The organism is Nocardia sp. NPDC051052, from assembly GCF_044456045.1.
Taxonomy (GTDB): domain Bacteria; phylum Actinomycetota; class Actinomycetes; order Mycobacteriales; family Mycobacteriaceae; genus Nocardia.
The window spans coordinates 626,120-639,955 of sequence record NZ_JBITFL010000004.1 but is presented as its reverse complement, the minus strand read 5'-3'; the positions used below and the strand labels follow the sequence as shown (position 1 = coordinate 639,955).

Annotated in this window: 17 protein-coding genes and 4 tRNA genes; 12 read left to right on the top strand and 9 right to left on the bottom strand. The window is 67.1% G+C overall.

What is annotated here, in order from left to right:
• Positions 1–27 precede the first annotated feature (27 nt).
• Positions 28–960, bottom strand: coding sequence for a LysR substrate-binding domain-containing protein (locus tag ACIBCN_RS17025; protein ID WP_396992470.1), 933 nt, complete (start codon positions 958–960; stop codon positions 28–30).
• Positions 961–1,059: 99 nt separating this feature from the next.
• Here ACIBCN_RS17025 and ACIBCN_RS17020 point away from each other — a divergent pair, with 99 nt between their 5' ends.
• Together ACIBCN_RS17020 and ACIBCN_RS17015 are read left to right on the top strand one after the other, a co-directional pair.
• Positions 1,060–1,560 (top strand): cupin domain-containing protein, encoded by a 501-nt coding sequence (locus tag ACIBCN_RS17020; RefSeq protein WP_396992469.1) that lies wholly within the window; start codon positions 1,060–1,062, stop codon positions 1,558–1,560.
• Positions 1,557–2,450, top strand: coding sequence for a BTAD domain-containing putative transcriptional regulator (locus tag ACIBCN_RS17015; protein ID WP_396992468.1), 894 nt, complete (start codon positions 1,557–1,559; stop codon positions 2,448–2,450). Before ACIBCN_RS17020 ends, ACIBCN_RS17015 begins: the two co-directional genes overlap by 4 nt.
• A gap of 308 nt (positions 2,451–2,758) precedes the next feature.
• On the opposite strand, the gene ACIBCN_RS17010 is transcribed toward ACIBCN_RS17015, so the two are convergent.
• The gene (locus tag ACIBCN_RS17010; protein WP_396992467.1) at positions 2,759–3,508 is read right to left on the bottom strand and encodes a DUF2382 domain-containing protein; all 750 of its coding nucleotides are present in this window, start codon (positions 3,506–3,508) and stop codon (positions 2,759–2,761) included.
• Between the two features lie 37 nt (positions 3,509–3,545).
• Positions 3,546–3,713 carry a hypothetical protein gene (locus ACIBCN_RS17005; protein ID WP_396992466.1) on the bottom strand — a complete coding sequence of 56 codons (168 nt, stop codon included), beginning with the start codon at positions 3,711–3,713 and terminating at the stop codon, positions 3,546–3,548.
• Between the two features lie 380 nt (positions 3,714–4,093).
• Here ACIBCN_RS17005 and ACIBCN_RS17000 point away from each other — a divergent pair, with 380 nt between their 5' ends.
• Positions 4,094–4,288, top strand: a complete 195-nt coding sequence (locus tag ACIBCN_RS17000) for a hypothetical protein (protein ID WP_396992465.1) — start codon at positions 4,094–4,096, stop codon at positions 4,286–4,288.
• Between the two features lie 461 nt (positions 4,289–4,749).
• Here the strand turns inward: ACIBCN_RS17000 and ACIBCN_RS16995 are convergent, their stop codons facing one another.
• The 5 genes from ACIBCN_RS16995 to pgsA form a co-directional block, all read right to left on the bottom strand.
• Complete coding sequence (locus ACIBCN_RS16995; protein WP_396992464.1) at positions 4,750–5,625, bottom strand: hypothetical protein; 876 nt, start codon at positions 5,623–5,625, stop codon at positions 4,750–4,752.
• Between the two features lie 136 nt (positions 5,626–5,761).
• Positions 5,762–6,592, bottom strand: coding sequence for a PspA/IM30 family protein (locus ACIBCN_RS16990; protein WP_396992463.1), 831 nt, complete (start codon positions 6,590–6,592; stop codon positions 5,762–5,764).
• 200 nt (positions 6,593–6,792) lie between these two features.
• Entirely contained in the window at positions 6,793–7,272 is a 480-nt protein-coding gene (locus ACIBCN_RS16985) for a helix-turn-helix domain-containing protein (RefSeq protein ID WP_396992462.1), read from the bottom strand.
• A 115-nt stretch (positions 7,273–7,387) separates the two neighbouring features.
• Positions 7,388–7,927: a CinA family protein gene (locus ACIBCN_RS16980; RefSeq protein ID WP_396992461.1), complete on the bottom strand. Its 540-nt coding sequence runs from the start codon at positions 7,925–7,927 to the stop codon at positions 7,388–7,390.
• Entirely contained in the window at positions 7,924–8,583 is a 660-nt protein-coding gene (gene pgsA / locus ACIBCN_RS16975) for a CDP-diacylglycerol--glycerol-3-phosphate 3-phosphatidyltransferase (RefSeq protein WP_396992460.1), read from the bottom strand. Before pgsA ends, ACIBCN_RS16980 begins: the two co-directional genes overlap by 4 nt.
• Before the next feature lie 235 nt (positions 8,584–8,818).
• Here pgsA and ACIBCN_RS16970 point away from each other — a divergent pair, with 235 nt between their 5' ends.
• The 3 genes from ACIBCN_RS16970 to ACIBCN_RS16960 all read left to right on the top strand — a co-directional run bounded on the left by ACIBCN_RS16970 (position 8,819) and on the right by ACIBCN_RS16960 (position 10,373).
• Positions 8,819–9,385 (top strand): amino-acid N-acetyltransferase, encoded by a 567-nt coding sequence (locus tag ACIBCN_RS16970; protein WP_396992459.1) that lies wholly within the window; start codon positions 8,819–8,821, stop codon positions 9,383–9,385.
• Positions 9,386–9,403: 18 nt separating this feature from the next.
• Complete coding sequence (locus tag ACIBCN_RS16965) at positions 9,404–9,688, top strand: YciI family protein (RefSeq protein WP_396992458.1); 285 nt, start codon at positions 9,404–9,406, stop codon at positions 9,686–9,688.
• Positions 9,689–9,848: 160 nt separating this feature from the next.
• The gene (locus ACIBCN_RS16960) at positions 9,849–10,373 is read left to right on the top strand and encodes a hypothetical protein (protein ID WP_396992457.1); all 525 of its coding nucleotides are present in this window, start codon (positions 9,849–9,851) and stop codon (positions 10,371–10,373) included.
• A gap of 15 nt (positions 10,374–10,388) precedes the next feature.
• Here the strand turns inward: ACIBCN_RS16960 and ACIBCN_RS16955 are convergent, their stop codons facing one another.
• The gene (locus tag ACIBCN_RS16955) at positions 10,389–11,360 is read right to left on the bottom strand and encodes a TerC family protein (RefSeq protein ID WP_396992456.1); all 972 of its coding nucleotides are present in this window, start codon (positions 11,358–11,360) and stop codon (positions 10,389–10,391) included.
• A 133-nt stretch (positions 11,361–11,493) separates the two neighbouring features.
• On the opposite strand from ACIBCN_RS16955, the gene ACIBCN_RS16950 reads away from it, so the two are divergent.
• The 6 genes from ACIBCN_RS16950 (at position 11,494) to ACIBCN_RS16925 (ending at position 13,660) form a co-directional block, all read left to right on the top strand.
• Positions 11,494–12,318, top strand: coding sequence for a class I SAM-dependent methyltransferase (locus tag ACIBCN_RS16950; protein WP_396992455.1), 825 nt, complete (start codon positions 11,494–11,496; stop codon positions 12,316–12,318).
• A 107-nt stretch (positions 12,319–12,425) separates the two neighbouring features.
• The gene (locus ACIBCN_RS16945) at positions 12,426–13,043 is read left to right on the top strand and encodes a hypothetical protein (RefSeq protein WP_396992454.1); all 618 of its coding nucleotides are present in this window, start codon (positions 12,426–12,428) and stop codon (positions 13,041–13,043) included.
• Positions 13,044–13,311: 268 nt separating this feature from the next.
• Positions 13,312–13,384 (top strand) — tRNA-Trp (locus ACIBCN_RS16940).
• Between the two features lie 26 nt (positions 13,385–13,410).
• Positions 13,411–13,492: transfer RNA gene (locus ACIBCN_RS16935), tRNA-Tyr, on the top strand.
• Positions 13,493–13,504: 12 nt separating this feature from the next.
• Positions 13,505–13,576: transfer RNA gene (locus ACIBCN_RS16930), tRNA-Trp, on the top strand.
• 10 nt (positions 13,577–13,586) lie between these two features.
• A tRNA-Leu gene (locus ACIBCN_RS16925) sits at positions 13,587–13,660 on the top strand.
• The last annotated feature ends 176 nt before the right edge of the window (positions 13,661–13,836 follow it).

Below are 13,836 nucleotides of genomic sequence, written 5' to 3'. Positions count from 1 at the left end.
GTGAAGATCAGGGTGAACCCTGACTACCTACCCGCCGGGAGTACTACCCGGCGGGTCGGTCGCGCCCTCGGCGGCCAGTTCGGCACCTACCTTCGTGGCGGTTCGAATGAAGGCCGCCACCAGGGGCCGGGTGTCGCCCGCCCGGCAGGCGACGGCCAGCACCGCGGGCGCGACGTCGAGCAGTGGCCGGGTGATAACACCAGACCAGGGGAAGAAACGGGACACGGAGGCGACCGAGACCGCGACCGCCTGGCCGCTGCCGACCGCGGCAAGCAGGTCTTCCAGGGTGGCCACCTCGGCACCGATGATCGCCTGACCCTCGCGGTATTCGGCCAGTGTCATGAAGTCGCGCGCGGCGACATCGCGGTTGTCGGTCCACCACGCGAACGGCTGGACGGCCAAATCCTCCGGCCGGACCGCGGTGTCGGCGGCGAACGGATGATCCGCGGGGAGCAGGGCGATCCGCTCCTCCGACAGCAGTGGCGTCACGTCCAAGCCCGCCGGCGCGGGCAACCAGATCAGCCCGACATCCGAGGCGCCGGCCAGCACGCCCGCGCTCGCGTCGTCGAATTCGACCTTGCCGACGGTCACCGCGACGTGCGGATACTCGGCGGCGAAGGCGCGCAACACCCGGGGCGTGATATCCAGTCCGGTGACGCCGCGGATGCCGACGATCAGTTCGGTGCGCTCGCCGGATTCGGTGTCGCGGGTGTCGGCGATGGCCGAGCCGACGGTGTCCAGGATGTCGGGCACCCTGGCCAGCAGCGTCCGGCCGGCGTCGGTGAGCGTGACCTGACGGCTGTTGCGCTGGAAAAGGGTCGCGCCGATGCGGGTTTCGAGCTGCTTGATCTGATTGCTCAACGCCTGCTGGGTCAGGTGTAGCCGGGCCGCTGCCCGGGTGAAATTCAGCTCGGTGGCCAGTGCGTGGAAAGCGCGCAGGTGCCGGAGTTCCACATCCACAACTCTGGATTGTAGATCCGACAGCCGATCGGTGTTTCCCTTCTCGGCTCGCCGGATCGAGCATGGATCACATCGAGTTATCAATCGAGGAGCCATGCCTTGCCGGAACAACGTCACGAACTCGGGCCGCACCAGCCGATCGCGGAGTGGGCGTTCGGGTGCCTGATGATCTGGCATCAACGCGCCGAAACCACCGGCGGGGTGCTCTCGCTCGCCGAGGTGGTGCTGCCGAAGGGTGACGAGCCGCCGGTCCATTTGCACTCGCGGGAGGACGAACTGTGCTTCGTTCTGGACGGTGAGCTCACCGTGCACCGCGGACTGGCTCGCATCCAAGCCGGACCCGGTACCTCGGTGTGGCTGCCTCGCGGTATTCCGCACGGGTTCGCGGTGCACACCGCCACGGCGCGGGTGCTGCACCACTACACCCCGGCGGGCGTGGAGCGGGCGCACCGGACGTTCGGCACCGCGGCCACGGAACTCGTACTGCCGCCCGCCGATACCCGGCGACCGTCCGGCGCGGAGGTCGAGGCCGAATTCGCGCGCTACGGAGTCACTGTCGTCGGTCCCGCGCCATCGAATCCGAGAGAGGAGCGAAAATGACTGTGCCGCAAGGCATTGTCTGCTCGACCCGGGCATCCGAGCCGGGGTGCGCGCAGGTGCGCATCCTCGGGCCGGTGGCGGTCACCGACGGGGCGCGGATGATCGCGGTCGATCGTCCGCTGGAGCGCGCGGTGCTGGTCCGGCTCGCGCTCGCGGGCGGCGTTCCCGTCCCCGACCGGCGACTTGCCGCCGACCTGTGGGGCGACGGTGAGCTCTCGCGACCCGTCGAACGATTGCGCGTTGTCGTCTCCCGACTGCGAACAGCGTTGGGCGCGTACGGCGGAACGGTCCTGCGCACCCCGGCGGGCTACCGGACGACGATGGTCGTCGGCGACCTACTCGCCGCCGAAGCCATCGCGGACCGGCTGCATGCCGCGCAGCGGGCCGGTCGATACGCCGAGGTCGGCGCGGCCGCCGACGAAGCGCGGCGACTCTGGCGCGGACCGGCATTGGCCGACCTGCAGTGGGCGCCGTACGCGGTGGTGGAAGCCGCGCGACTGGACGCGTGGCGACTGGAACTCACCGTCACCGGATTGGCGGCCGCGCTGCGCCTCGGCTCCGGCCTCGAATGCCTCAGGGAGATGAGCATTTTGGCGGGCGAGCACCCGCTGAACGAGCCGCTGGCTCGGCTACACGCGCTGGCCCTCTACCGGGCGGGCAGGCAGGTCGACGCACTCGATCGCCTGCGCAACGTGCGACTCGGCCTCGCCGAACAATTCGGCGCCGTCCTCGCGCCGGAAACCGTCGACCTCGAGGTCCGCATCCTCCGCCACGATCCAGACCTACATCCGACTCGGACCACCGTAACGCCAAGTAGCCCAGCATATTCGAACGCCCAACGGATTACGCGGTACCGCGACGTCGCAGCACTCGCGCATCGCTTCCGGTAGCCGAAACCTGGCTGCTGACCGACCACCACAACCGCCAGCCGACAACAACCTCGCCAATACCGCTGCCGCCCTGCACAATTGATTGATCCGCGTGAACAAAGGGGGCTCGGCGTGCTCGACCTTGCCGCGGGACACCCGGTGCAGAGACCCCGCACGCATTGCTTCCATCGCCTGACTTATGACCCGACGTATCCGATACCGTTGCTGCCCTGGGTGATTGGCCGACACGAGCCGTCGACGGCAGATATCTGGGTGAGGATCAGGTTCAGCTGATCCTCACCCAGTGATATCAATCGAGGGACCGTCGGTCACTTATTGCGCGGGTTGCGGCGATCGTTCTCCACACCCTCGGTCTCGATCCGCTCCTTGCGCACCGTGTCGGACACGGTCTGCTCGTCCTGGACCTGGTCGACGGCGAGGCGGACCCGCTCGACCGGCACCGCTTCCTTCTGCACCGTCACGCGCTCCTCATGCAGGGTGACCTCGGCCTCCTGCTCGCCGATGTCGGTGCGACCCACCTGCGACCGGTCGGTGATCGGCTCGCGCTCGATCCGGACCTCTTCATGGGTGGTCGGCACGGTGACGGTCTGCTCCTCGGTCACCACGTACTTGTGCAGGCGCGCGTGGCCGGCCTCTTCGTTCTGCTTGTTGACCGCCAGCCGCTCCTCGGAGCGCACCATGCCCTGGTCGTCGGGGCGGCGACCGCCGCGCATCTGCTGCTTGCCGCCCATTTCCATGCCGGCCCGGTTCGGGTCGATGTGGTAGTGGTCGAACAGTTCGCGCTCGGCTTCGGGGCTGATCAGACCGTCGTGCTCGAGATGCGGCGCGGTCTTCACCTCCTCCTTCTCGACGCGCACCTGCAGTGCTTCCGGGTCGTGCCGCAGCTGTGCGCCGGCCAGCGGGACCAGCGAGTCACCGCTGAACATGCCGGTGGTCACCGACACCCAGGTCGGTGCGCCGGAGGTGTTGTCGACGTAGATCCGCTTGACTTTGCCGATCTTGTCGCCTTCCGGCGAGTACACAGCGCTTCCGATGAGTTCTTCCAGCATTCCGGTCATGATTCGATTCCTCCGCGTTGCGTTCGATGAGAGTTGTTCAGGCACTTGCCTTTTGATCGGACTGGTCGAGATCCTCGGCGATTCGCTGCGATTGCCGCGAGCGTCGGACCGGATCATCGACGTTGCCCCAGGCCAGATATCTGCTGATATCCAGCCGTTGCGTGTCCTGGTCGATCGCGGATTTTCGGTAGGCAATATCAAGCATCTGACTGCTCCTGCCTTGTAGTGAATGTTCCCGATCCCTGTGATGGAATCCGGCCGATCAGCTACATGAAGGCAACTACCCGGCGTGATCTACACCAAACGCCTCGTCGGTGAAATCGGCTCCCGACCGGGCGATGTGTCGCGGACGAGCAGTACGGTCCGGCAAAGTTGGAGTTCCGGACGGCCCCGCCGCCTATTACGCTTCGCGAAAGGCTTGGGTTTTGCGCTCTCCCGGCCGCTCCGCCGGTCAGTGTACGGTTGTACTCTGATCTTGCGCGCAGCTTTCCGGATAGTCGCAGTCAGGAAGGGATGGTCGGCTTATGTACACACCATGTTCGGCACACACTCATACACTGAATCCCACGTGACGGTCGGTGCCTGATGGAAAATGAACTCGCCCAAGAACTCGCGGCGGCGGCCCGTCGCCACGGTGGAGCCATCGCCGGGATCGTCGGCGGCGCCGCCCGCAAAGCCTCCTGGGAGGTGCTCGACCTGATGGCCGAGGGCCGCGAACTGGTGAACGCCGCGCTGCGCGCCCGAGCCGAAGACCTGCGACGCAAGGACACCCTGCGCTGAACCGGTAGCGCACGGATCACGAACGCGGCACCCTGTCGACTGTTCGACGGATACAGCGATGCCCGTCGAACAACGACGATGAACCGATGAGCGAGGCCACGACGTCCCCCGAGCACTTGACGATCCGATACCTCGACCCACCGCGCCCATCAGCCCATCGCACTTCACCTCGCTACCTGGCCGCACAGTATCCGGGTCCGCCGTACCGCGCACCCCGGCCCCCGCCGCGCCGAACATCGTAAGCCTCACGGCCACAGTGCTTTTCGTGCTGCTGACGGTCAGCCTCGTGCGCCCGCTCCGCAAGCTACTGATACGCCGGCTGCTGCCCCGCCGGTGACTGTCTGTCCGGCAAACTCCTCCCGCCGGACAGACCAAAGGCCACCTTCCCTCTGCCGCCTGCACGCGGGGGAGGGTGGCCGCTCCGTCTCTGGGCGATAGCCGATGTCAGTGCCGTGCGACGCTCAGTGTTGCCCCGGGTGCCCGAGCGGCACCTGCTGGTCGGCGACCTCGGTGAGGGCTTGGGCCCAGCCGTCGAGGCGGTCGGCGGCGTGGCGTAGGTCGGCGACGATCGCGTCGAAATTGTGGCGTAGGACGGCGCTTTCGGGGACCGCGAGGATGCGGCCTGCGGCGGCGACTACCTGTTCGTATTCAACTACGCCGGTGTCCAGGCGGCCGAGGGCGAACTGGAGGTTGTCCGTGAGCCCTGCTGCCGCCGGGGATTGGGAGCGGCCCATGGCGCCGAGGGCTTGTTCCATCGCGGTGATGTCGGCGGCGAGAGCATGCAGGGCAGCGGAGCCGGAGTGTGCCGTTTCGAGCATGTCGGTGAGTTCGTCGTCGGGCAGCCGGTTGCCGCGGGCGATCTGGGTGCCGAGGCCGTGCAGGGCGCGTTCGGCGCGGACCAGTCGGGCGATGGGTCCGCGCGCGCGAGACCACAGGCGTGGCTGCTTGCTGGGAATGAAGGTGGCCTGGGGCAGCGGCGTGTTACGCAACCGCAGGTAGCGGCGGGCGCTGAGCGCGGTGCCGGTGACGAGGGCGACCGCGCCGCCGCCGATCACCACGACGATCCAGGCGGGCGCCGTCAGGACCACCAGCCCGACGGCTCCCGCAGTGGTGATGCCGGAGGCGGTGCCGAGTTGGAAGCTGCGGCGGCGGGCCCGGCGCCGACGGCGCAGTTCCCGTTCGCGCGGGTCGGCCCAGCGACGCACCGTGACCAGTGCGTGCTCGCCGACCTCGCGCAGACTGTCGGGCAGGCTTCCCGGTTGCGGAGCTAGCGCGGCTTGCGCCCGCACGATCGCCGCATCGCGCCTGCGGCCCGGAAGCGCCTTATCCCGAGTCATGCCATCTCTCCCACTGGTAGCGCGGATCGGACCAGCACGGTCCCGGCGCGGCCGACGGCCGGCCCGCCGGGAACCCGTGCAGTACTTGCCAGTGAACCATCCACCACCGACAAAGTCCGCGCCGCGCGTCCGACCGTTACTGCTGTGCGGCCTGGCCCTTGTTCATCTGCGGCTGCGCCGGATTGGCCTGGGCCGGTGCGGGATTGACGGCGGGCTGCGCCGCGCCACCCGCGGGCAGCTGATCGCCGCGCATCGACGCACGGATCTGCTCGAGCTTGCTGTGCCCGGCCATCTGGATGCTGGCCTGCTGCACCTCCAGCATGCGACCCTGCACGGTGTTCTGCGCGAGCTCGGCGGAACCGAGCGCGTTGGCGTAGCGGCGCTCGATCTTCTCGCGCACCGCGTCCAGGCTCGGCGTGGAGCCCGGCGCCGACAGCGTCGAATCCATCTGCTGCAGCGACGCGGAGACCTGCTCCTGCATCTTGGCCTGCTCCAGCTGGCTGAGCAGCTTGGTGCGCTCGGCGACCTTCTGCTGCAACAGCATCGCGTTCTGCTCGACCGCCTTCTTGGCCTGGGTGGCCGCCTGCAGCGACTGGTCGTGCAGCACCTTGAGGTCCTCGACCGACTGCTCGGCGGTGACCAGCTGTGCGGCGAACGCCTCGGCGGCGTTGGTGTACTGGATTGCCTTCTCGGTGTCGCCGGCGTTACCAGCCTGGTCGGCGAGCGTGACCGCCTGGCGCGCGTTGGCATTGAGCTTCTCGACCTCATCGAGCTGCCGGTTCAGCTTCATCTCCAGCTGACGCTGGTTGCCGATGACCGATGCGGCCTGCTGGGAAAGGGCCTGATGCTGGCGCTGAGCTTCCTCGATAGCCTGCTGAATCTGGACCTTCGGATCCGCGTGCTCCTCGATCTTCGAATCGAAGAGGGCCATCAGGTATTTCCAGGCCTTGACGAACGGATTAGCCATCGATTGATCCCGCCTCCATCTGACGTGCCGCGCCCTCGACGCGGCTCCGGTGCGCGACCGTCACGCACTCGATATATGCCTATCCTCCACCATGCGACCGGTGGGCCGGGTATACCCGGCCCAACCGACGCCTAGTGAGAATCTATCCGCTTCGGGCGCCGGCCCGCAGCGTTGCCGCGGCAGCCACCTGTTGCTCGGTGTCACATGCCCTTCACCAGGACCAGCATGTCGGCCTTCGGTGCGGGAATGACGATTCGGGTGTCCATGGCCAGCGGCAGCGGACGGCCGCCCGCTCCGGCCACCGACAGGCTGGCACTAGCGGGTGCCAGCGCGGGCTCGGCGGCGGGCGCGTCCACGGCGGGCGCGGCCTCGGCGTCGGCGGTCTGCTCCGCATCGACCGGCAGCGGCGCGGCCGCGGCGTCGGCCGGGGTGCGCGTTGGCAGGCCGTCGGCACCGGCCATGATCGTGCTCACATCCCAGAGCACCCGGGACAGCGGCACATCGAGGGCCGCGCAAATGGCGGCCAGCAACTCACTGGAGGCTTCTTTGCGGCCCCGCTCGACCTCGGAGAGATAGCCCAGGCTCACGCGCGCCGAGGTGGACACCTCGCGCAGGGTCCGGCTCTGGGCGAGACGAGCACGCCGCAGACTGTCCCCGATGGCCTCTCGCAGCAGCGTCATCTCGTTCTCCTTCGCTCCCTGTCAGGGGACCTGCATGACACTCACGAGTGCCACGCACGCCGTTCTTTCTGGCACAACGTCGGACATGGGCCGGTTGGTTCCCGCCCGGTACAAATCACTCACCTTGCCCGACCGGACTCGGGTCCGGCCGTCGTACACAGCGCAGTAACTCGCGCACCGCGATGTGCGTCGCACTGATCCTGATCGTCCACCGGTCCCCGAGGAGTTTCAACCGCATCACCTCGGTGTGCCCAGGGCCGGCCAGACCGAGGAAAACGGTGCCGACCGCATGTCCATCCTGCGCGTCGGGCCCGGCGACACCGGTCAGTGCTACTCCCCAGTCTGCCCCGCACTGGGTTCGGGCGCCCACCGCGAGCTGTTCGGCGGTGCTGGCGGCGACCGGACCTTCCGTCTTCAATACTTCGTCGCTGACGCCGCCGAGGCTGTGTTTGAGGTCTGTGGCGTACACCACGAGTCCGCCCCGCAGCACCGCGCTGGCGCCGGGCACACCGGCGATGGTGGCGGACAACAGCCCGGCGGTGAGGGATTCGGCGGTGGCGACGGTCTGGCCCGCCGCGGTCAGCACGTGCACCAGGTCGGCGGCGGGCACGTCCGCGATCAGCGGATCGGTCGGCACCGAGGAGGTCGCCGTCATGCGCCCCGCGCTCGGCCCGGCCCGCCCGCGAACCACACCCGAGTCGCCTGGCCGACATAGTCGAGGCCGGTGATCACGGTGAGCGCGACGGCCACATACATCAGCACCATGCCCGCCGAGGCGAGCCAGCCGCCGAGCGGCAGCAGCAAAACCGCGATGGCTAGGGACTGCACAAGGGTTTTCAGCTTGCCGCCGCGTCCGGCGGGAATCACGCCGCGGCGCACCACGGCCAGCCGCAGCAGGGTCACGCCGACCTCGCGGCCGCAGATGACCAGGGTGATCCACCAGGCCAGGTCGCCGAGCACGGACAACCCGATCACCGCGGAACCGATCAGCGCCTTGTCCGCGATCGGATCGGCGAGCTTGCCGAAGTCGGTGACCAAACCGTATTTGCGCGCGAGTTGCCCGTCGAAGCGATCGGTGATCGCGGCGATGCCGAACAGCGCGGCCGCGACGAGCCGCCACCCGGTCTCGTGCCCACCGTCGACGAACAGCGCCACCACGAACAACGGGACCAGTGCGATCCGCAACATGGTCAGGATGTTCGCGATATTCATCAGCGGCACGACGGGTTCGGCGTGCGGTGCGACGATGCCGGAGCGGACCGGACTGGCAGCGGACCAGCGTCGCTCTATTTCTTCAGGCTGTGCACTCATGCCTCCACCTCGCTAGCGCTCGGCTCCGGCATGAGCGCACGAGGCAGCTGCAACATTGCTCGCTCGCTGCGCTCGCTCATGCCTGCCCCGGCCCTAACACGGCACAACGACGCCCGGCGCCTGCCCGGCGTGCGTCATGCCGGACCCGCTGCCCGGCATTATGCGGTGAGCGGGACGACTGGATGTGTGGCACACGTTCAGCCTATCGGTAACCCACCCGACTACTCTGCACCCCATGAACTCTCGGGGACCACTAGGTGGTTCGACCAGCGACGCACATCCAGGCGTGCCGTTAGGCGCGCACAGCTCCGCACTGGTTGTCCGACGCGCTCGAACCTCCGACGTGCCCGAGATCAAACGCCTCGTCGACGTCTACGCCGGCCGGATATTGCTGGAAAAGAACCTGGTCACGCTGTATGAAGCGGTGCAGGAATTCTGGGTTGCCGAACTCGACGACCGGGTGGTCGGCTGTGGTGCGCTGCATGTGTTGTGGGCCGATCTCGGCGAGGTGCGCACGGTCGCGGTGCATCCGGATGTCAAGGGCGGTGGCGTCGGCCGGATCGTGGTGGAGCGGCTGATCTCGGTGGCCCGCGAGCTGGAGCTGCGGCGGGTGTTCGTGCTGACGTTCGAGGTGGATTTCTTCGCGCGGCACGGTTTCGCGGAGATCGAGGGCACGCCGGTGACCGCCGAGGTGTTCGCGGAGATGTGCCGGTCTTACGACACCGGCGTCGCCGAGTTCCTCGACCTGAGCTACGTGAAGCCCAACACCCTCGGTAATACTCGGATGCTGCTCACTCTCTGACATAGGAAGCGATTCGCCGTGCCGATCTTCGCCGTTCACTACACCTACTCCGAGGCCACGGTCCCGGGCCGGGACACCCATCGCCCCGAGCACCGCGGCTGGCTCGCCGATCAGCTCGCGGCGGGCGCGCTGCTGACCAGCGGACCGTACCCGGATGGGTCCGGCGCGCTGATCCTGTTCCAGGCCGAGGACGCCGCTGCTTTGCAGACGCTGCTCGCGGCGGACCCGTTCGCGAAGGAGCGGTTGATCGATGACGTTCGCGTCGTCGAATGGCTTCCGGTGCTCGGCGCTTTCGCGTCCTGAAACCTGCCGTCCCACGCACGCCCTGATGCCTCGCTCGCCGGTTCGACGGGCGGGGCATCAGGCGGCGAGCCCGAGTAGTTAGTCGAAGTCAGCTAACTTGCGGCGACACACCGTGCGTGATACAGACATACCCGATACCTCACACGGCAGACTCGCGGCCATGCGCACATACGTAGCGGTTTTCGCGTCGACGGCTGCCACCGCCGGCCTGTTGTACGCGTACCTGGGTGTACTGGACAAACCGGACCCAGCAACCTCTTCCTCCGCCCGTCCGCTGACCCAGCCCGGCGTCGCCGACCCCGTGCTATATCGGAACGCCGACGGCTATTACTTCCAGACCGCGGACCGCCAGATCACCTGCGGCATCCTCGACGAGCCGACCGGCCAGCCCCGCCGCACCGCGGGTTGTCAGGGCGCGACCGGCCCCGCACCGCCGCACATGCGGAAATGCTGGAGCACCGCGCCGGCCGCCGCCGCGGTCGCGGTCGGCGAGGACGCCGGATACCTCTGCGTGAACCAGGGTTTCTACACCGGGCCGCAGGTCGCCGGACCGGTGCTGCCCGCCGGATCCACCCTGCGTGCGCACGGATTCACCTGTCGGGCCGAGACTTTCAGCGTCATCTGCAGCAACGACAACGACGGGCACGGGTTCGAGATCGCACCGGACAGCAACCGGGTGTTCTGAGCGTTCGCGTCCCGCTCAGTCCGAGCGGGTGCGCAGCAGGCTGGCGACCGTCGCGATGATCAAGATGCCGAGGATCACCCCGAGCGAGACCCCGGTGGAGATTTCCGGCACGCTGACATGCTCGCCGCCATTGATGAACGGCAGCGTGTTCTCGTGCAGCGCGTGCAGCACCAGCTTCACGCCGATGAACGCGAGGATCGCCGACAGGCCGTAGGACAGGTAGACCAGACGATCGAGGAGCCCACCGATCAGGAAGTACAACTGCCGTAAACCCATGAGCGCGAACGCGTTTGCGGTGAATACCAGGTACGGCTCGCTCGTCAGACCGTAGATCGCCGGGATCGAGTCCAGGGCGAACAGCAGGTCGGCGAAGCCGATCGCCAGCAACGCGAGCAGCAGCGGGGTCACCGTGCGACGTCCGTCGACGCGGGTGATCAGCTTGTCGCCGTCGTAGCTGTCGGTGGTCGGCAGTACCCGTTTGGCCAGCGCGACGATCCGGCTGTCGCGCTTCTCCTCATGCTCGGGCTCGTGCCCGCTCTCGCTGATCAGCTTGATCGCGGTGTAGACCAGGAACAGGCCGAACAGATAGAACACCCAGCTGAACGCGCTGATCGCGGCCGCGCCGACGGCAATGAACACGCCGCGCATCACCAGCGCGATCACGATGCCGATCAGCAACGCCTTCTGCTGGTACATCCTGGGCACCGCGAAGGTGGACATGATGATGAGGAAGATGAACAGGTTGTCCACCGAGAGCGCCTTCTCGGTGACGAAGCCCGCGTAGTACTCCCCCGCGAATGTCGAACCCCACCGCCAGGCGACGAAACCGCCGAAGGCCAGGGCGATTCCGAGGTAGACGGCGGACCAGAAGCCGGATTCCCGGAAGGTCGGTTCGTGCGGGGTGCGCACGTGAGCGAAGAAGTCGAAGACGAACAAGCCGAGGATCACCACGATGGTGATCACCCACTCGACAGCGGTTACCTGCATGCGGTGCGTCGATCGATAACGAAGGTCATGGCGTTCATCATGCCCGATTTGTCCATTCTTGTCGGCTAGCGGAGTGGTTGCTGACCATAATTTCACATGCGCTAGCCGCACCGTCCATGCCAGAGTGACGACCGTGACCGACGACTACCGCCACCTCAACAGGGCCAACTGGGACGAGCGCGCGCCGGTGCACGCCGCATCGCGCGATTACGCGGTACACCGATTCCTCGCGGAACCGGACTTTCTCAGCGAGGTGGTGCGGTTCGATCGGCCGCTGCTCGGCGACGTCAGCGGGCTGCGCGGGGTGCACCTGCAATGCCACATCGGCACCGACACGCTCTCGCTGGCCCGGCTCGGCGCCACCATGACCGGACTCGACTTCTCCCCCGCGGCACTGGTGCAGGCCCGATCACTGGCCGAAAAGACCGACACGCGCATCGATTTCGTCGAGTCGGACGTCTATGACGCGGTATCCGCGCTCGGCGGTGCGCAATTCGACCTGGTGTACACCGGAATCGGTGCGCTGTGCTGGCTTCCGAGCGCCGACCGCTGGGCGCGGACCGTCGCAGGCCTGCTGCGCCCCGGCGGGCGGCTGTTCATCCGGGAGAGTCATCCGATGCTGTGGGCGACCGACGAAAATCACACGGACCGACTGGTTCTCGGTTACCCGTACTTCGAAATGCCGGAGCCGATGGTGTTTTCCGACGGCGGCACCTACGTCGACACCGACGCCGAGTTCGTTCAGACGACGACGCACGAATGGAACCACGGATTCGGCGACCTGGTGACCGCGCTGTTGAACGCGGGCCTCTCGATCACCGGCCTGGTCGAGCATCGGAGCGCGCCGTGGAACGCGTTGCCCGGATTGATGACGCTCGGGGACGGCGGCGAGTGGCACCTCACCGAGCACCCTGAGCGGTTGCCGCTCAGCTACACCTTGCAGGCGCGCAAGCACTGATCCCGCTCGTGCAGCGTCACTACCTGGGGTGATGACGGAACGCGTGCGACGACACCGGCAACGGCGCGCCTAACCGAAAGCTTGCTGTCGCACGACAGAATGCCGTCATGCAAATCCGAGGAGCTCGTATCGCCGTGCTGCCGTGCGCCCTCGCGCTGGCGTTGCTGGCCGGGTGTGGCAGCGACGACAAGGGTTCGGCCACACCGACGTCCAGGACTTCGGTGCCCAGTTCTGTCCCGGCGAGCTCATCCGCCGCACCGGTTCCGACGACCTCCTCGGCCGCCCCCACCGCGACGCGGCCGCCGGCGTCCGGTCCGGTCGATCCGGCCCGGTACCGGCAGCAGATGGGGTACTACTTCCAGTCGCCGAGCGGGTCCTTCCTCTGCGCGATCCTGGATCAGCCGATCGATGACAACGCTCAAGTCGGCTGTCAGGGACCCACCGCGCCCGCGCCCGCGGAGTTCAAGGAGTGCTGGAGCAAGAATCCGCAGGCGAGTGCGCTCACCGTCGGCGCACACTCGGGGGCACGGTGCTTGAATCAGGGTGTGTTCGTCGGCGCGCCGATCGACGGCGGTAATCGTGGCGGCGGTCGAGTGTTGCCGTACGGCGGAGTGCTCACCGTCGGACCGTTCACGTGCGACTCCGCCGAGAGCGGGGTGACCTGCACGAACGACAGCACCGGCGCCGGATTCAAGATCACGCGGGAAGGCAACCGAACCTTCTGACCGAAAATCGGTTCCCATCCCGAAATTCGGATGTTAACGTCGGTACCACAGAAAGCACACCACTCAGGAAGGCGAAGACGATGACCGGGACCCCGCAGCGACAGTGGTCGCGCAGCGGTGCCTGGCAGTCGTACGCCGATGCCGTGCTATCGACGGTCGCCTATCGACGGCTGACCGTCCGGAGCGGCCCCTGACCCGTGTCTTTCATAGACCCGAGCAAGGGGTCACTCCGCGGCAAACGCCAAGGGGTGACCTCTTTTTCGTGTATACGGACGTAGCTCAACTGGAAGAGCAGCGACCTCCAAAGCCGCCGGTTGTGGGTTCGAGTCCCGCCGTCCGTGCTCGACAACTTCATAGCGACGGACACGGCAGTATGCCCGAGCGGCCGAAGGGGCCTGACTGTAATTCAGGTGTATTCACCACCGGAGGTTCGAATCCTCCTGCTGCCACCCGTGTTTCATATCCGTGTAGCTCAGTGCAAGAGCGGCACCCGCCAAAGGTGCAGGCCGGTGGTTCAACTCCACCCACGGATACGAAACCCGATCCCTCGTAGCCCAATCGGTAGAGGCACCGGACCTAGATTCCGGGAGGTGCGAGTTCGAATCTCGCCGAGGGAACCTTAGCGGCCTGGTCACGGTGTCACCACATCAGAATCGTCCGGCTGAACTTGACCCGCTCCCACGGTTATCCCACTGTTCGTCGACGATTCTCCCACGAACATCTCCAGCGCCGGAGTCGAGTCCGGCACCAGGGCATCGCGTTCGATGTAGTGCATCGGAGTGACCTTGGAGCC